Annotated in this window: 15 protein-coding genes; 6 read left to right on the forward strand and 9 right to left on the reverse strand. The window is 72.5% G+C overall.

Annotated elements, in window-relative coordinates:
* Window positions 1-64: 64 nt before the first annotated feature.
* The gene (locus ACTWO6_RS22825) at window positions 65-1,069 is read left to right on the forward strand and encodes an RNA-guided endonuclease InsQ/TnpB family protein (RefSeq protein ID WP_446215839.1); all 1,005 of its coding nucleotides are present in this window, start codon (window positions 65-67) and stop codon (window positions 1,067-1,069) included.
* Window positions 1,070-1,080: 11 nt separating this feature from the next.
* Here ACTWO6_RS22825 and ACTWO6_RS22830 read toward each other — a convergent pair whose 3' ends face one another.
* Window positions 1,081-1,989 (reverse strand): carbohydrate ABC transporter permease, encoded by a 909-nt coding sequence (locus ACTWO6_RS22830; RefSeq protein ID WP_446215840.1) that lies wholly within the window; start codon window positions 1,987-1,989, stop codon window positions 1,081-1,083.
* Window positions 1,990-2,050: 61 nt separating this feature from the next.
* Window positions 2,051-3,469: an N-acetylglucosamine/diacetylchitobiose ABC transporter substrate-binding protein gene (gene ngcE / locus ACTWO6_RS22835; protein WP_446215841.1), complete on the reverse strand. Its 1,419-nt coding sequence runs from the start codon at window positions 3,467-3,469 to the stop codon at window positions 2,051-2,053.
* Between the two features lie 207 nt (window positions 3,470-3,676).
* Between ngcE and ACTWO6_RS22840 the strand changes: the two genes are divergently transcribed.
* Window positions 3,677-5,056, forward strand: a complete 1,380-nt coding sequence (locus tag ACTWO6_RS22840) for an acyltransferase family protein (RefSeq protein ID WP_446215842.1) — start codon at window positions 3,677-3,679, stop codon at window positions 5,054-5,056.
* On the opposite strand, the gene ACTWO6_RS22845 is transcribed toward ACTWO6_RS22840, so the two are convergent.
* On the reverse strand, window positions 5,028-6,515 hold the full coding sequence (locus ACTWO6_RS22845) for a CoA-acylating methylmalonate-semialdehyde dehydrogenase (protein ID WP_446215843.1): 1,488 nt from the start codon (window positions 6,513-6,515) through the stop codon (window positions 5,028-5,030). The genes ACTWO6_RS22840 and ACTWO6_RS22845 overlap by 29 nt on opposite strands.
* A gap of 176 nt (window positions 6,516-6,691) precedes the next feature.
* Window positions 6,692-7,993 (reverse strand): aspartate aminotransferase family protein, encoded by a 1,302-nt coding sequence (locus tag ACTWO6_RS22850; RefSeq protein WP_446215844.1) that lies wholly within the window; start codon window positions 7,991-7,993, stop codon window positions 6,692-6,694.
* Between the two features lie 246 nt (window positions 7,994-8,239).
* Here ACTWO6_RS22850 and ACTWO6_RS22855 point away from each other — a divergent pair, with 246 nt between their 5' ends.
* Window positions 8,240-9,208: a hypothetical protein gene (locus tag ACTWO6_RS22855; protein ID WP_446215845.1), complete on the forward strand. Its 969-nt coding sequence runs from the start codon at window positions 8,240-8,242 to the stop codon at window positions 9,206-9,208.
* 121 nt (window positions 9,209-9,329) lie between these two features.
* Here ACTWO6_RS22855 and murD read toward each other — a convergent pair whose 3' ends face one another.
* The gene (gene murD, locus ACTWO6_RS22860) at window positions 9,330-10,676 is read right to left on the reverse strand and encodes a UDP-N-acetylmuramoyl-L-alanine--D-glutamate ligase (protein ID WP_446215846.1); all 1,347 of its coding nucleotides are present in this window, start codon (window positions 10,674-10,676) and stop codon (window positions 9,330-9,332) included.
* An 89-nt stretch (window positions 10,677-10,765) separates the two neighbouring features.
* Between murD and ACTWO6_RS22865 the strand changes: the two genes are divergently transcribed.
* Both ACTWO6_RS22865 and ACTWO6_RS22870 read left to right on the forward strand, forming a co-directional pair.
* On the forward strand, window positions 10,766-12,115 hold the full coding sequence (locus tag ACTWO6_RS22865; RefSeq protein ID WP_446215847.1) for a hypothetical protein: 1,350 nt from the start codon (window positions 10,766-10,768) through the stop codon (window positions 12,113-12,115).
* A 101-nt stretch (window positions 12,116-12,216) separates the two neighbouring features.
* Window positions 12,217-13,011 carry a maleylpyruvate isomerase family mycothiol-dependent enzyme gene (locus ACTWO6_RS22870; RefSeq protein WP_446215848.1) on the forward strand — a complete coding sequence of 265 codons (795 nt, stop codon included), beginning with the start codon at window positions 12,217-12,219 and terminating at the stop codon, window positions 13,009-13,011.
* A gap of 28 nt (window positions 13,012-13,039) precedes the next feature.
* On the opposite strand, the gene ACTWO6_RS22875 is transcribed toward ACTWO6_RS22870, so the two are convergent.
* Genes ACTWO6_RS22875 through ACTWO6_RS22890 form a run of 4 tightly spaced genes read right to left on the reverse strand, consistent with a single transcriptional unit; the run spans window position 13,040 to window position 16,853 of the window.
* On the reverse strand, window positions 13,040-14,716 hold the full coding sequence (locus tag ACTWO6_RS22875) for a PucR family transcriptional regulator (protein WP_446215849.1): 1,677 nt from the start codon (window positions 14,714-14,716) through the stop codon (window positions 13,040-13,042).
* Window positions 14,717-14,771: 55 nt separating this feature from the next.
* Window positions 14,772-15,350 carry a hypothetical protein gene (locus tag ACTWO6_RS22880; protein WP_446215850.1) on the reverse strand — a complete coding sequence of 193 codons (579 nt, stop codon included), beginning with the start codon at window positions 15,348-15,350 and terminating at the stop codon, window positions 14,772-14,774.
* Between the two features lie 39 nt (window positions 15,351-15,389).
* Complete coding sequence (locus ACTWO6_RS22885) at window positions 15,390-16,259, reverse strand: TrmH family RNA methyltransferase (RefSeq protein ID WP_242624545.1); 870 nt, start codon at window positions 16,257-16,259, stop codon at window positions 15,390-15,392.
* Window positions 16,260-16,280: 21 nt separating this feature from the next.
* Window positions 16,281-16,853: a dihydrofolate reductase family protein gene (locus ACTWO6_RS22890; protein WP_446215851.1), complete on the reverse strand. Its 573-nt coding sequence runs from the start codon at window positions 16,851-16,853 to the stop codon at window positions 16,281-16,283.
* On the opposite strand from ACTWO6_RS22890, the gene ACTWO6_RS22895 reads away from it, so the two are divergent.
* Window positions 16,837-17,115, forward strand: coding sequence for a hypothetical protein (locus ACTWO6_RS22895; RefSeq protein WP_446215852.1), 279 nt, complete (start codon window positions 16,837-16,839; stop codon window positions 17,113-17,115). The genes ACTWO6_RS22890 and ACTWO6_RS22895 overlap by 17 nt on opposite strands.
* Window positions 17,116-17,125 lie beyond the last annotated feature (10 nt).

Raw genomic sequence — 17,125 nt, forward strand, 5'->3', positions numbered from 1 at the left:
GCGGGACGGCGAGGTCTGGTCCGGGTTAGCAGTCACGCCGCTCCCTCCCCTCAGAAATGTCACAGTGGACTCGAACGAGGTTTCGTCCGTTCCGCTCCAGCAAGCGGGCCGTCACCTGCAGACAGCTTTTGATTCCTTCTTTGCTAAGCGGTCTGGATACCCTCGCTTCAAAACCAGGCGGCGTTCCCGCGCTTCGGCTGAGTTCACGCGCTCCGCTTTCACATGGCGGGATGGGCAGCTCACCTTGGCAAAGATGCGCCGTCCGCTGCGGATTGCCTGGTCGCGTCCGCTGCCTCCGGGTTCTGACCCGTCTACGGTTACCGTAAGTCGCGACGCCGCAGGCCGCTGGTTCGTCTCGCTTCGCGTCGAGGATCGATCGGTGAGACCACTGCCAGCCACTGACCGCGTCGTCGGCGTGGACGTGGGCCTGAGTGCGCTGGTCACCCTCTCCACTGGAGAGAAGGTTGCCAACCCGAGACATGCGGCCCCCGAGCGGAGGCGACTGCGAAAGGCCCAGCGAAGCCTGTGCCGTAAAGAGAAAGGATCCGCCAACCGCGAGAAAGCCAGGCTCCATGTCGCCAAGATCCATGCGCGGATCGCCGACCGACGTCGCGACGAGCTTCATAAGCTGACCACCCGACTCGTCCGCGAGAACCAAACGGTCGTAATCGAGGACCTCAGCGTCAAGAACATGCTTCAAAATCACAGCCTGGCAAGGGCAATCTCCGATGCTGGGTGGTCGGAACTGCGCTCGATGCTGGAATACAAGGCCCAGTGGTACGGCCGCAGCGTCATCGTAGTCAGCCGATGGTTCCCGTCCTCCAAGCGATGCTCCTCCTGCGGCCATTACGCCGAGCGGATGCCGTTGAACATCCGTTCTTGGAACTGCCATTGTGGGGCAACGCACGACCGGGACGTCAATGCTGCTAAGAATATTCTCGCCGCTGGGCTGGCGGAGAGACAAAACGCCTGTGGAGGACCGGTAAGACCGGAACCGCGTGCGCGGCGACGGCACGGCCCGACGAAGCAGGAAGCCCGACGAGCGATCGCGGCGTCCGCCTCGAAATAGGGCGGAATATGTCAAGAGTACTCGATCCGATCGCGCCGGGCGGCCCGCAGCGCCAGCACCGCCACCGAGAGGGTCAGGAAGAACATCACCACGCCGATCGCCGAGGCGTACCCGAACTTGGTCTCGCTGCCGAAGGCGGTGTCGTACATCCGGTTGCCGATCACGTCGGAGGAGAAGTTCGGGCCGCCGTTGGTCATCAGCTGCACCAGGATGAAGCCGTCCAGCGCGGCGATGGCCAGGTAGATCCAGGCCACCTGCACGGTGTCCCAGAGCAGCGGGATGGTGATCTTCCGCAGCATCACCGCCCGGGATGCGCCGTCGAGCAGCACCGCCTCGTAGATGTCGCGCGGGATGGCCTGCATGGCCGCGCCGAAGAGCACCACGTAGAAGCCGACGTTGCTCCAGACCATCACCGCCAGCACGCACCAGAAGGCGAACCGGGGGTCGCCCAGCCAGGTCGGGGCGGGCAGGCCCACCGCCCGCAGCGCGCCGTTGAGCAGGCCGCTGTTGGGGTGGTAGATCTCCTTCCAGAGCAGCGCGATGATCACCACCGAGAGCACCTGCGGGAAGAAGTAGACCAGCCGGTAGACCGAGGTGCCGCGGACCCCGGAAACCCCGGCCCTGCCCTTGCGGCCGCCCATGGTGAGCATGGTGGCGAAGAAGAGGCCGAGCGCGATGGTCAGCACCGGCACCAGGGCGAGCAGGAACGCGTTGTTCTTCAACGCATTCCAGACGTAACCGTCGTGCAGCAGGGTGCGGAAGTTGGCCAGGCCGACCGGGTCGGCCTGCGCGGAGTACCCCAGCCAGTCGGTGGTCGAGATCTGAAAGGCCTGGAGGTACGGCGAGAGCACGAAGATGCCGTACAGCACCAGCGGCGGCAGCAGGAAGCTGACGATCAGCGGGTATCTGCCATGTCGCACCGGGGCGACCCTCCCTGGTTTCGGTCGGTGGGGGCGGGACGCCCCGCCCCCACCGGGGACGTCACGCGGCCCGCTTGTACTTCTTGATCGAGCTGTCCTGGGCGATCGAGTCGGCGCCCTTCTGACACTGGTCGAGGAACTCCGCCGGGGTGGACCGGCCGCTGAAGAACTCGCCGCAGGCGGCGTCGACGAGGTTGCGCTCCAGCTTGCGGTAGTAGTTGTTGTAGACCCAGTTGAAGCCGTTGGACCCGGACGCCTCCAGCGCCTTGACCACGCTGGTCAGCCCGAACGGCAATTCGACGCCCTCGGTGGTGCCGGCCACCACGGTGAGGCTGGCGACCTTCTTCGTGAAGTCCTGGGCGCCCTTCTTGGAGAGCATGGTCCGGAAGTACTCCAGGCCGCCGGCCACGTTCTTCGCCTTCGCCGGCACGATGAACGGCTCGCCGGCGGTGCCGCGGATCGCCTCGAAGGGCAGCTTGTCGCCGCTGCCCAGGCTCGGCGTCGGGGCGACGGTCATGTTGAACCCGGCCGGGGTGACGTCCTTCTGCTCGCTCTCCAGCCAGGAGCCGCAGGAGATGAAGGCGGCCTTGCCCTGGCACCACGCGGTCTGCGACTGCTTGTGGTCGAGGCCGGGCGAGCCCTCCAGGATGTACTTGTCCTTGACGATCTGGTACCAGGCGTCGGCCGCGGTCTTCATCGCGTCGGACTTCCAGGCGTTCGGCTCCAGGTTGTCGATCGCCAGGGCGACCGAGGGGCCGCCGAGTTTGATCGCGGTGGAGATCAGCGGCCAGCTCATGTAGCGCGGGTGGATGCCGGCGTACGTCCAGGGGGCGATGCCGGCGGCCTTGATCTGCTTGCAGAGCGCGATGTGCTCGTCCCAGGTCTTCGCGTACTGCCAGTTGCGCTCGGTGAAGAGCTTGGTGGAGTGCCAGATGCCGTAGACGGTGTAGGTGTAGTTCATCACCAGGAACTTGCCGTCGTACGAGCCGACGTCGACGGCGCCGGGCAGCAGGGTGTCCTTGATGGTCTTGCCCGGGATGTCGAGGCTCGGGGCGGCGAGCAGCTCGCCCAGGTCGGCGAGGGCGTTCTGGGAGACCAGGCCGTTGGGGTCGATCTGGCCCGCGCCGGAGTTGTTCACCACGTCGGGCGGGGTGCCGTCGACGAAGCGCGGCTGGAGGGTCTTGTTGATCTCCTGCGTCGCGGAGTGCTTGATCTCGGCCTTGGGGTACTTCTCCTTGTACATGGCCTCGTGGCTCTTGGCGTACTCCTCGCCGAAGCCGCCGTTGAAGATCACCACCTCGAGCGGGGCGTCCTCCTTGACCCCGAGCGGGTTCTGCTCGCTCTTGGTCCCCTTGTAGCTGCCGGAGTCGCCCTTGTCGTCGTCGCCGCCGGAGGTGGCACAGCCGGCGAGCAGGCCGGCGGCGGGGGTGGCCAGCAGGCCGGCAGCGGCGGAGCGCCGCAGGATGTCACGCCTGTTCATCACATCTCCTCGGTTCGAGTACGGGCGGGCCGCCGGACTGGGGGATGGCGGCCGTGGCGTCGAGGGCACGGGGGTGTCGTGTGTTGCTTGTCTTCATTTCGCATATTCTTGCTGAAGAATTTCTACGACAGTGGGACGCGGACCACAAGACCCGACGACCGAACCGTTATCACCACCGGCCGGCGCCGGCTGGCATAGCCTGGCCTCATGCGCCGCCTGCGGCAGCTCGCCGAGCGCACGCCGGCGGGGCGGGAGCGCTACGTCGACCTGCTCCGGGGACTCGCCATCACCATGGTCGTGATCGGTCACTGGGGTGTGACCGTCATCGGGTACGACCGGGCCGGCCGGCCCACCGGGCACTCCGCCCTGGGCGACCTGCCCTGGGCCTGGCCGCTGACCTGGGTGGCCCAGGTGATGCCGGTCTTCTTCCTGGTCGGCGGGTACGCCAACGCCGCCTCGCTGACCGCCCGCCGCGCCCGGGGCGGCGAGGCCACCGGTTGGCTGATCGACCGCAGCGCCCGGCTGGTCCGCCCGACCACCGCCCTGCTGGTGGTGCTGGCGATCGCCGCGGCGGTCGCCCGGCTGCGCGGCGCCGACGCCACCGAGATCCGCACCGTGGTCTGGTTCGCCACCATCCCGCTCTGGTTCCTGGTCGCCTACCTGATCGTCGTCCCGCTGACCCCGCCGATGTACGCGCTGCACCGTCGCTTCGGGCTGGTCGTGCCGCTGGTGCTGGTCGGCCTCGTGGCGCTCGGCGACCTGGGCCGGCTGCTCGGCCCGGCCGGCCTGGCGACCGGGAACTACCTCTTCGGCTGGCTGGCCGTGCACCAGCTCGGCTTCGCCTGGTACGACGCCCGCTCCCCGGACACGCCGCGCCGCCGGCGGCTGCCCACCTCGCGCCGGGCCGGGGCGGTCCTGCTGGCCGGCGGGCTGGTCGCGCTGGTGCTGCTGACGATCGTCGGGCCGTACCCGGTGGTGATGCTCAACGTGCCCGGCGAGCGGCTGGACAACGCCGCCCCGCCGAGCCTGGCGCTGCTCGCCGTGGCCACCGCCCAGCTCGGGCTGATCCTGCTGCTCCAGGCCCCGGCGCGCCGCTGGCTGCGCCGGAGCGGCCCGTGGCAGGTGGTGATCGCGGCGAACTCCGTGGTCCTGACCGTCTTCCTCTGGCACCTGACCGCCGCCGTGCTGCTGGTCGGACTGCTGGACGCCGTCGGCGTGCTGCCCACCCCCCGGGTCGGCTCGGCGGCCTGGTGGGCGTGGCGGGTGCCCTGGCTGCTCGCCCTGGCCCTGGTGCTGGCGGGGCTCGTCGCCGTCTTCGGCCCGATCGAGGCCCGCACCCGCCGACCCGCCCCGGCCCGGCCCGGCACCCGCGCGCCCGGCACCGAGGGCACCCGTCGCACGCCGGCCGTCCGGACCGTGCTCGCGGTGGCCGGGTACGCGGGCGTGGTCGCCGGGCTGCTGCTGAACAGCCTGACCCGCAAGGCCGCGCCGGAGCCGCTGGGGCTGCCCGCCCCGGCGCTGGTGGCGTACCTGGCCGGGGCGGGGGTGCTGCGGCTGCTCAGGTCTGGGTGGGGAAGCCGAGGTTGACCCCGCCGTGGCGCGGGTCCAGCCAGCGGCTGGTGACCACCTTGCCCCGGGTGAAGAAGGCGACCCCGTCGGCGCCGTGCGCGTGCAGGTCGCCGAAGAGCGAGGCCTTCCAACCGCCGAAGGAGTAGTACGCCATGGGCACCGGGATCGGCACGTTGATCCCGACCATGCCCACCTCCACCTCGTGCTGGTAGCGCCGCGCGGCGCCACCGTCGTTGGTGAAGATCGCCGTGCCGTTGCCGTACGGGTTGGCGTTGACCAGGTCGACCGCCTCGTCGTACGAGCCGACCCGGACGACGCTGAGCACCGGGCCGAAGATCTCGTCGGTGTAGATCGACATCTGCGGGGTGACGTGGTCGAAGAGGGTCGGGCCCAGCCAGAACCCGCCCGCCTCGCCGTCCGGGGTGACGTCCCGGCCGTCGACCACCGGCACCGCGCCGGCCGCGATCCCGGACTCCACGTAGGAGCGGACCTTCGCCGCGTGCGCGGCGGTGACCAGCGGGCCCATGTCGCAGCCGCGCCGGCCGTCCCCGGTGCGCAGGCCGGCCATCCGCTCGGCGATCTTCGCGACCAGCGCGTCGGCGACCGGCTCCACCGCGACCAGGGCGGAGATCGCCATGCACCGCTCCCCCGCCGAGCCGAAGCCGGCGCTGACCGCCGCGTCGGCGGCCAGGTCCAGGTCGGCGTCGGGAAGCACCACCATGTGGTTCTTCGCGCCGCCGAGCGCCTGCACCCGCTTGCCGGCCAGCGAACCGCGCTGGTGCACGTACCGGGCGACCGGGGTGGAGCCGACGAACGAGACCGCCTTCACGCCGGGGTGGTCGAGCAGCGCGTCGACCGCCTCCTTGTCGCCGTTGACCACGTTCAGCACGCCGTCGGGCAGGCCCGCCTCGGCGAACCACTCGGCCAGCAGCAGCGCCGCGCTCGGGTCCTTCTCGCTCGGCTTGAGCACCACCGCGTTGCCGCAGGCGACCGCCACCGGCACGAACCACAGCGGCACCATCACCGGGAAGTTGAACGGCGAGATCACCGCGACCACCCCGAGCGGCTGGCGCAGGCTGTACGAGTCCACCTCGGTGGAGACGTTCTCGCTGAAGCCGCCGCGCAGCGCCGAGGGGATGCCGCAGGCGTACTCGATCACCTCCAGGCCGCGCTGCACCTCGCCGGCGGCGTCCGCGAGCACCTTGCCGTGCTCGGCGGTGACCACCTCGGCGAGCCGGTCACGCCGGGCGTTGACCAGCTCACGGAAGGCGAAGAGCACGGCCGTCCGCTTGGCCAGGGAGGTGTCCCGCCAGGCCCGCGCGGCCCGCTCGGCGGCCTCCACCACCCGCGCGACGTCCGCGGCGCAGGCCAGCTCCACCCGACCGGTACGCCGGCCGGTGGCCGGGTCGAAGACGTCGGCCCGCCGCTCGGAGCTGCCGTTCACCCGCTTGCCGTCGATGAAGTGCCCGATGGTCACTGAGTCACCTTCCGTTCGCGACTGCGGGGCTCGCAGACCCGGCTCACTCCTCGCGCTCACTGAGTCACCTTCCGTTCGCGACTGCGGGGCTCGCAGACCCGGCTCACTCCTCGCGCTCACTGAGTCACCTTCCGTTCGCGACTGCGGGGCTCGCAGACCCGGCTCACTCCTCGCGCTCACTGAGTCACCTCCGCCGAGGAGCGGATCGCGTCGACCAGGATGGCCAGGCCCTCGCGAGCCTCCTCCTCGGTCAGCGTCAGCGGCGGGCCCATCCGCAGCACGTTGCCGTAGAGGCCACCCTTGCCCGCGAGCAGCCCGCCGGCCTTGCACGCCTCGAAGACCCGGACCGTCATCGCCGGGTCCGGCTCGGTGGTGCCCGGGCGGACGAACTCGACGCCGAGCATCAGCCCCTTGCCGCGTACCTCGGCGACGCAGTCGAGGCCGCCCACCGCGGACCGCAGGCCGTCGGCGAGGATCGCGCCGACGCGGGCCGCGTTGGCCTGAAGATCGTGGTCGAGCAGGTAGTCGAGGACCGCGTTGCCGGCGGCGGTGGAGATCGGGTTACCGCCGAAGGTGGAGAAGCTGATCGCCGGCACCGCCTCCAGCACGTCGGCCCGGCCGACCACGCCGGCCAGGGCGAACCCGTTGCCGATGCCCTTGGCGAAGGTGAGCAGGTCCGGGGTGACGCCGTGCGCCTGGTAGCCCCAGAAGTGCTCCCCGGTCCGGCCCCAGCCGGTCTGCACCTCGTCGGAGATGAACAGGATGCCCGACTCGTCGAGCACCTTCTTCCACGCGGCGAAGAGCCCGTCCGGGGCGTGCACGAAGCCGCCGACGCCCTGGATCGGCTCGGCGATCAGGCAGGCCACGTCCCCGGCGGTCTGGGTGGCCAGCACCTCGCGCAGGTCCTCCACCGCCGCGTCGACCTGCTCGTCGGAGCCGAGCCGGGCGAGCAGGCCGCGGACCCGCTCGCCGGAGTGCAGCCAGGCCACCTGGAGCGGGTTGAGCGCGCTGGCCGACCAGCTCCGGTTGCCGGTTACGCCCATCGCCGCGTACGACCGGCCGTGGTAGCTGTTGCGCACGGCCAGGATCTGGTGCGAGCGGCGGTAGTTGGTGGCGACCAGCAGCGCCGCCTCGTTGGCCTCGGTGCCCGAGTTGGTGAAGAAGACCCGGGCGTCGGGGATGCCGGAGACCCGGGCGATCTTCTCGGCCAGCTCGACCTGCTGACGGATCAGGTAGAGCGTCGAGCTGTGCACGATGCCGGTGGCGAGCTGCCGCTGCACCGCCTCCCGGATCTCCGGGATGTCGTAACCGACCATGTTGGTCAGCACCCCGCCGAAGAAGTCCAGGTAGCTGCGCCCCTGCGCGTCGGTCACCCGGCGACCGGAGCCGTCGACCAGCTCGATCGGCTCGTCATAGTAGAGCGGCATCCAGGACGGGAGCACGGCCCGGTGCCGGGCCAGCAGGTCGTCGGAGGTCATCGTGGCACCCTTCAGGCGATTGGCGTCCTCGCACGCTTTCACCGGGCGGCGGCAGGGACAACTGTCACTGTGTAGCGCAGCGACGGTGCGCGCCTGACAGCGCGTCAACCGGGGGTGCTGCGGTTTCCGGGGCGCGGCGTGATCGTCACTCACCTTTCCGTCCGTCATTGCGCTGGTCAACCACTCATTCCGCAGCGGTGGGGCGGTGGACCGACGTGACCGCGCGGCGCCGGTAGCATCCGGCCGGTGCGGACAGTGGAGGTGGCGCTGCCGGCCGGGACCACCGGCGCGGAGCTGGCGGCCGGCGTACGGACCTGGGTGGAGTCGCCCCCGCTGCGGGACCTGGTCGGGCGCTTCGGCGGCGACTGGCCGGCCGGGGACCTGACCGCGGTGCTGGCCGGGCTGGACGACTTCTCGGCCCGGCACTGGGACTTCCGGGACGGCCGGGAACGCCCCGACGCCCGCGAACCCGCCTTCGACCTCGGCACGGTGGGCCTGATCCTGGACTCGGCCACCGCGCTCGGCCTGGTCCGGGCGCTGCCCCCACCCCTGCCCCGGTACGCCCACCTGGTGGTGCTCGGCGGGTTGGCCCACGCCTGCCTGCGGCGGGTCGCGTACGCCGCCCACCTGCTGCGCACCGGCCCGGCGGTGACCGGGGAGGTGGCCGTGCTCGGCAGCTTCCGGCCGCTGACCGGGCCCGAGCGGCAGGTCCTGGCCGACGCCGGGGTGACCGGCTGCGTCACCGAGGTAGACGCGCTCGACGCCGGGGTCCGGGCCGCGTTCGGGCTCGCCGCGCCGGCCGAGGAGGACGGCCACGACGCCGCCCACCCGCACCACTCCTGGTCCTCGCGGACCTACCGCCCGGCCGGGTCGCCGCCGGTACGGGTGCTCGCCGCGCCGTCCACCGAGCCGGAGCGGCGGCGGGCGCACACCGCCGACACCCAGCGGTTCTGGGCCGAGCACGTCCAGCTGCGCGCCGGCGACCCGGTGCTGATGGTGACCGCGCCGATCTACGTGCCGTTCCAGCACTGCGACGCGTTGCGCACCCTGACCGTGCCGTACGGCTGCCGGATCGACACGGTCGGCGTCGACCGGGCGCTGACCGGGCTGGCCCGGGTGCCGGAACCCACCCTCACCCCCGGGCGCTACCTCCAGGAGATCCGCTCGGCGATCCGGTCCCTGCGCGCCCTGAACGCCGCGCTGACGCCGGCCTGACTCGTCCGGCTCAGCGGAACCGGGCGCGGGCGATCGCCCGCGACACCTCCGCCGGCCGGTCCACCTCGACGATCAACCGGTCGTAGGCCTGTCCCGCCAGGTCGACCACGTCGGTCGCGGCTCAGCGGGCGGTGTCGGCGACCGCCTGGGCGAAGACTTCGGAGCGGTGCTCGAAGTTGCGGAACCGGCCGTAGCTCGGGGCCGCCGGGGAGAGCAGCACCACTCCGCCGGCCGGGGTGAGCTTGCGGGACAGCCCCACCGCGGCGACCAGGTCGTCGGCGAGTTCGGTGCGCACCGCCGGCAGCCCGGCGAGCGCCGCCACGATCCGGGGCCCGCTGTCCGGGATGCCGATCACGGTGATCTCCCGCTCGGCCAGGTGGTCCCGCAGCGGCGTGTAGTCCAGCCCCCGGTCGGTGCCGCCGACGATCACAGTGAGCGGCCGTCCCTCGTACGCGTCGATCGCGTGCATCGCCGCGTACGGGCTGGTGGCGAGGGTGTCGTCGACGAAGGTGAGACCGGACGGGTCCGGGATCTCGGTGAGCCGGTGGGCGAGCCCCTGGAACTCGGCGACCGCGAGCGCGAGGGAGTCCTTCCGGGCGACCACGTCGACGCCGAGCGCGTCGAGCACGGCGAGCGCCACGCAGAGGTTGCCCTCGTTGTGCCGGCCGACCAGGGGCAGCACCGCCCGCGGGAAGAGCGGCTGGTCCCGCAGGTGGAACCAGGGCGTGCCGTCCGGGCCGTTGACGACGTAGGTGGCGTCCGACGAGCCGGCGCGGACGGCCGCGCGGTCGCCCAGCTCCAGGGCGAGCCGAGGGTCGGCGCCGTTGACCACGACCGTCCGCGGGCCGTGCGCGAGCAGGTTGAGCTTGTCCTGGTAGTACTCCCGCTCGCCGCCGTGCGCGTCCAGGTGCTCGGGGAAGAGGGCGGTGACCACGGCCACCCGGGGCGAATCGGTCAGGTCGGCGCACTGGTAGCTGGAGAGCTCCAGCACGTACAGCTCGGCCTCGGGCAGGTCGAGCAGCGGCACGCCGATGTTGCCGCCGAAGACGTTGGGCCGGTCCATCGCGGTCAGCAGGTGGCTGATCAGGCTCGACGTGGTGCTCTTGCCCTTGCTCCCGGTCACCCCGACCGTGCGGTCGGCGTGGTCGGCCATCCACAGCGCGCTGCCCTGGGTGACGGGCACGTTGCGGCGGCGCAGCTCGACCATCCACGGGTGGGTGTTCGGCACCCCCGGCGAGCGGACCACCACGTCGGCGGCGGCCAGCCGGTCGAAGCCCTCCTCGCCGGTGACCAGGGGCGCGGCCTCGGCGAGCGGCCCCTCCCAGGGCAGCGTGAGGAAGTTGGCGCTGTCGTCCACGACGACCAGGCCGGCGGGGCCGTGCGCGGCGATCGCGGTCACCGCCGCCCGGCCCTCCCGGCCGGCGCCCCAGACGGCGACGGTACGTCCGCGCAGGTCAGACAGGCGCACGGGCTCTCCTCGTGGGTTTCGACGGCGATCGGCGGGCAGGGTCCGACGCAGCCGGACACGGCCGGACGAACCAGGGCCTAGTATGGCGTGTGCCCAACGAGCAGCTCCGGCGGATGGACGCCTTCACCTTCCCGTCCTACTCGATCGACTTCGCCACCGGCGAGGCGTTGTTCGACTACACCCTCACCGGCCCCCACGGTGAGCAGCGGTTCACCGAGGTGATCACGCTCCCGCTGCCGGCCGAGCCGCCGTCGGACGAGACCGTGGCCACCCTCGACCGGGTCCTGGAGCTGCTGCACGTGGTCGCCGGGGTCAGCTACTACAAGGCCGCCGCGCCGCACCGGCTGGTGCTGCCGACGCCGCTGGGCGCGGCCGCCACCGAGCTGGTCACCGCCGTCTACACCAAGGGCCTCGCCGAGTACGCGTACCGCAACCGGCTGCCGCACGTGCTGGAGCTGCGTCCGGAGGTGCCGGCCGGCGAGGTCATTCCACCCCGGGTGTACGACGACTCGGACCGCCGGCCGCTCTCCGCGGTCGGTGGCGGCAAGGACTCCATCGTCAGCCTGGAGGCGCTGCGCCGGGCCGGTTTCGACCCGGTGCCCTTCTCGGTCAACCCGAACCACGTCATCATCGCGGTCAACCAGGCCTCCGATCTGCCTCCGCTGGCCGCCCGCCGCCGGATCGACCCGGTGCTGTTCGACCTCAACGCGGCCGGCGCGCTGAACGGGCACATCCCGGTCACCGCGATCAACTCGCTGATCGCGGTCGCCACCGCGGTGCTGCACGGGCTCGGCCCGGTGGTGATGTCCAACGAGCGTTCCGCCTCCGACCCGAACCTGGTCTGGAACGGTCACGAGATCAACCACCAGTGGTCCAAGGGCGTCGAGGCGGAAGGGCTGCTGCGGGCCGCGCTGGCCGAGCACGCCGGACTCACCGAGCCGTACTTCTCCCTGCTGCGCTCGCTCTCCGAGCTGCACATCGCCCGACTCTTCGCCGAGATCGAGCGGTACGACGACGTGGTGACCAGCTGCAACGCGGCGTTCAAGCTGCGCGACGCGAGCGAGCGCTGGTGCCGGAACTGCCCGAAGTGCCGGTTCGTCTTCCTGGCCATGGCGCCGTTCATGCCGCGCGAGCGGATCACCCACATCTTCGGCGGCGACCTGCTGGCCGACGAGACCCAGGTCCCCGGCTACCGGGAGCTGCTCGGCGTGGACGGGCACAAGCCGTTCGAGTGCGTGGGCGAGGTCGAGGAGTCGGTGGTGGCGCTGAGCCTCCTCGCCCAGCAGGAGCAGTGGCGCGACGCCCCGGTGGTCCGCGCCCTGGTCGAGGCGCTCCCCGACACCGCCTGGTCGGCCGCCGCCACGTCGGACGTCTTCACCCCGGGCGGCCCGAACTTCGTGCCCACCGCCTACGCCAAGGCCCTCACCGCCCTCACCTGAGGAGGACCGGCCGGAGCTGGCCGAACCGCCACCTCATCTGGTCGATCTCGACGACACTGGAGAGGTCCGTCCGCCGGCGTCCGGAAGGCACGGTGAGTCCGATGACCCAGTCCCTCGTCGTGGCCGCGGAGCAGCGGCAGGCTGACCGCGACCAGGCGGCGGCGGTCGGCGAGGCCGAGGGGCGGGCGACCCTGGCCCTGCTCCGGCAGCTTCGGGACGACGACTGGCAACGCCGTACCGACGCCACCGAATGGGACGTCCGCACGATGGTCTCCCACCTCGTCGCCCAGGCCGAGGACGCGCTCCGACTGCGCACCATGGTGCGCCGGGAACTCGTGGGACGCCTCCACCGCCGCGGCAAGATCCCCGTCGACGCCCACACGGCCGTCGGGGTCGACGAGCACCGGTCGGACCGGGGGCCGGAGCTGGTCGAGCGGTTCGCGGTGTTGTGGCCGCAGGCGGTACGGGCCCGTCGGCGCAGGCCCGCGCTCCTGCGCCGGGCCAGGATGAGCCTGGGGATACCGGGGGTTCCGCGCGTCCGCGTCGCCTACCTGCTCGACGTCATCCTCAACCGGGACCTGTGGATGCACCGGGCGGACCTGGCCCGGGCCACCGGCAAACTCTTCGTCATCGCCGAGCACGATCGGCACATCGTCGCGCAGGTCATGCGGGATCTCGCGCTCCAGTGGTCGGCGGCACCGGTCGCGCTGGAACTCACCGGCCCGGCCGGGGGCACGTGGCTGATCGGCTCGGGCGAGCTCGTGGCCGTCGTCCGCGCCGACGCGGTCGCCTACCTGCGCGCCCTGGCAGGCCGCGACGACAACGTCGACCTGGAACTCGTCTCCGGCGACGCAGCCGTCCTGACCTCGCTCCGCCAGGCCCGCATCCCCTTCTGACGCGTCCCCACCGGTCGGGCGGGACGACTCAGGTGTCGCGCACCGCGTCCAGGGCGAGCAGGGCGACATGCAGGGACAGGCAGGCGTCGACGGAGTCCAGGTCGACATCGAGGATCCGGCCGATCCGGGCCAGCCGCTCGTAGAACGCGGGCCGGGACAGGTGCGCCGCCGCGGCCGCCGCGGACTTGTTCCGGCCCTGTTCCAGGTACGCCCGCAGGGTGCCGAGGAGCTGCTCGCGGGGATGCTGGGCGTCGTAGGCCAGCAGGCCGCCGAGCTCCCGCTCGACGAAGGTCTGCAACCGCGGCTCGTCCCGCAGCAGGTGCAGCAGGCCGGCCAGGCCGACGTGCGGCAGCCTGAAGACGGGCAGCTCCCGGCGGTCCCGGCGGGCGGCGTCGGCGATCTGCCGCGCCTCCACCAGCGAGCGGCGCGCCTCGCGCAGGCTGGACACCCCGGAACCGGCGGCCACGATCACCGCAGCGGGGGTGCCCGGCGCCGGCCGGGGATCGAGGCGTACCCGCCGCAGCGCGGCGGCGAACGCGGCGAGCGCCCGCTCCTCCGCCTCGGCCTCCGGCAGCGCGAGCAGCGCGCCGACGGCCTGATCGTCCATGGCGCTGGTCAGCGCCGTGAGCTTGGCCTCGCGCAGCGCCTGCCCGACCGCCTCGGCCAGGTCCCGCAGCCGGGCCGGGCCGGCCTGCGGTCCGCCGTCGGGGTCGTCGGACCGGTGCCGGACCACCACGCCGACCAGGTGCCGACGCTCCAGCACCACGCCGAGCGCGCGGGCCCGCAGCCCCACCTCGTCCACCGGTCGGGAGTGGTCGAGCAGCGCGGTGAGCAGGGTGCGGTGGATCTGCCGTTCCAGCCCCTCGGCGTCGCGTCGGATCAGCCTGCCCAGCGCCAGCGTCGACGCGGCCCGCTCGACGAGGATGGTCAGCCGGGTCGGTGGCGAGCCGTCGCCGGCCGGCGTGCCGGCGGAGGCGAGGTCGCCGCTCGGCCAGCGCAGCAGCAGCCGCCCCCAGTCCTGACCGCGGGCGCCGACGGTGGTGACGAGCCAGCCGCTGTCCAGGTCGTACGCGGTCCGCCCGTCCGGCCGGATCCGCCGGGAGTGCTGCTCCCAGCCGTCCAGCAGGAGCTCGGCGCTCTCCCCCGCCGGGTCGTACGCGAGCACCTGCCGGGACAGGTTCTCCAGCACCACGGGGCTGCCAGCCAGCTCGGCCGCCTGCCGGACCACCTCGGCCGCGTCGGCGCCCTCGACGGAGAGCTCGGTGAACCGCTGGTGGATCTCCTCCGTCGCGCGCAGCTCGGTGAGCTGGGCGTCCACGATCAGCGCGTGCACCGCCTCGGTGATCCGGACGAACGGGGTGGCCCGCCGCAGCTCCACCAGCGGCAGCCCGCGCCGCTCGGCGGCGGCGGCCATCACCCGCGGCACCCCGCTGACGTAGCGTCGACCCAGCTCGACCACCAGCCCGGAGACGCCGACGTCGGCCAGGGCGCCGATGAAGGCGCGCAGCCCGGCGTCGTCGGCCGGAAGCCCGATCCCGGTGGTGAGCACCAGCTCCCGCCCGTTGAGCAGGGTGGCGATGTCCGGCACCTCGGCCACGTGCACCCAGCGGACCGGCCGGTCCAGCCCCGCTTCCCCGGCAACCAGGCGCGGGGCGCCGTGGCGGACCGGGTCGAGCGCGAGAACCTCACGGACGGTAGGGAACACGGCCGACACGCTACCCTGCGTCACCCCTGATCCCGAACAGCCGCTCGGCCGTGGTTCACCAGCTCGCCGTCCAGCGGTACCAGCCGCCGCCGAGCGGCCGGAAGACCGGGGACTCAAACGACCCGTTCCCGAGCGACGGGGTGGGCCCGTCCGGCAGGTAGGCGAAGCCGGCGTCGTCGAAGAACGCGCCGTTCTCCTCGTAGAAGACGACTCCGCCGGACACCAGATAGGCCCGGGTGATCCGGTAGCTGCCCACCGTGGTCGGCACCCGCACCGGGTCGAATCCGGTGGCTGGCGAGCGCTCGGGCAGCTCCGCCACGACGGCCTCGAACGCGTCCCGGCTCAGCGCCCAGCGGGCCCGCAGCGGCACGCCCGTGACCAGCAGGACGAGCATGACGACCGCCATCGCCGGCCCGAGGGGCAGCCACCACGGCCAGGTCCGGCCGGTGCTGTGCGACAGCTGCGCCCCGACCGTCCACAGCACGACCGCGACGCCGAGAATGGCGACGGCTGCCATCGCGATCAGCACCGCGAACCCCGGAACGCTGAACGCCCACAACAGGCACCCGGCGCCTCCGACGCCGACCCCGTGGGCGCTCCACACCACCCCACGACGTGCCGCGACCGGGTTCATGCGCGGGACCCTACCGATCCGGACGCCGGCCGTGGGGGCTCAGAGCGGGTCGTCGCGGCCCAGTTCCCAGCAGGCCACGGCGGTGGCGGCGGCGACGTTGAGCGAGTCGACGCCGCGCCGCATCGGGATCACCACGCGGACGTCGCTGGCCTCCATGGCGGCCCGGGTCAGGCCGGCCCCCTCGGCCCCCATCAGCAGGGCCGCGCGGGCGCGCTGCGCCGCGTCCAGCCGCTGGATCGGCACCGCGTCCGGCGCGGGCGTCATCGCCAGCACCGTGAAGCCGGCCGCCCGGACCTGCGCCAATGCGTCCGGCCAGGGCTCCAGCTTCGCGTACGGGACGGCGAAGACCTCGCCCATGCTGACCCGGACGCTGCGCCGGTAGAGCGGGTCGGCGCAGGACGGGGAGAGCAGCACCGCGTCCACGCCGAGGGCGGCCACGGCCCGGAAGATCGCGCCGAGGTTGGTGTGGTTGTTGACGTCCTCCAGGATGACCGCCCGCCGGGCGCCGGCCAGCACCTCGGCCGCGCTCGGCAGCGGCTTGCGGTGGAACGAGGCGAGCACGCCCCGGTGCACGTGGAAGCCGGTGGCCCGCTGGAGCACCTCCTGGGTGGCCGCGTAGACCGGGGCGTCGCCGGTGTCGAGGTCGGCGAGCTGGTCGGCCCGCTTCGCGTCGACCAGGTACGACCGGGCCGGGTAGCCGGCCCGCAGCGCCCGCCGCAGCACCAGCTCCCCCTCGGCGATGAACAGGCCGTGCGGGGGCTCCCAGCGGGTACGCAGCTCGACGTCGGTCAGCGCGCGGTAGTCGGCGATCCGGTCGTCGTCGGGGTCGGTGATCTCGTGGACGGGCACCCGACGATTCTGCCGGACGCCCCGCACCGCCCCGGCCACCGGCCGCGTCGCGGAGCGGATGGGCGCGGCGGGCGCCGCTGGTCAGCTGGCTCGTTCGTAGCGCAGCAGCACGCTCGCGCCGTCGAAGCTGCGGGATCCGACCAGGCGCAGGGCGAGCCGGTCCTTGGGCGGGAAGACCGGCTTGCCGCCGCCGAGGACGACCGGGTGCACGATGACCTGGTACTCGTCGATCAGACCGTGGTCGGTCAGCGCCGCGGCGGCACCCGAGCCGCCGGTGAGCAGGAGGTCCCCGCCCCGCTCCGCCTTGAGGGCGGCGACCTGCTCGACCAGGTCGGCGCCGATGACCCGGGCCCCGTGGTCGGCCGTTTCGAGGGTGCGGGACAGGACGATCTTCGGGGTGCGCCGCCAGATCGGCCCGAACGCCCGACCGTGCGCGTCGGACATCGACTCGGCCCGCGGCCACCAGTACGACATCATTTCCCAGACCTTGCGCCCGTAGACGAACGCGCCGGCCCGTTCGCTCTGCTCCAGGGAGTACGCGGACAGCTCCGCCCCCATCACGGGCCAGTCGAACTCGCCGTTCGGCCCCTCGACGAAGCCGTCGACGGACTGGTGCACCCAGTAGATGATCTTGCCCATGGTGTTCTCCTCCATCGGCCGCACCCCCGCGGGCGCGGTCACCGGTGGGTCGGAGCCGCCCGGCCGGATCCGACACCGCCGGGGGCACCCCGGCGAGCTACTTCGGGAACGCCGGCGGGCGCCCGCTCTGGAACCGGCTCGCCCGGGCCCTCGGCCGGCGCGACGGGACCGGGCGCTGCCCGAGTTCGGGACGTTCGTGATGGTCGACGGGGACGGCGACCCGGACGAGGTGGCGGCGGCGCTGGACCGGGTGGTGTCACCCCTGGTCCGGGGCTGACCACGCGCCC

The organism is Micromonospora sp. IBHARD004, from assembly GCF_052814115.1.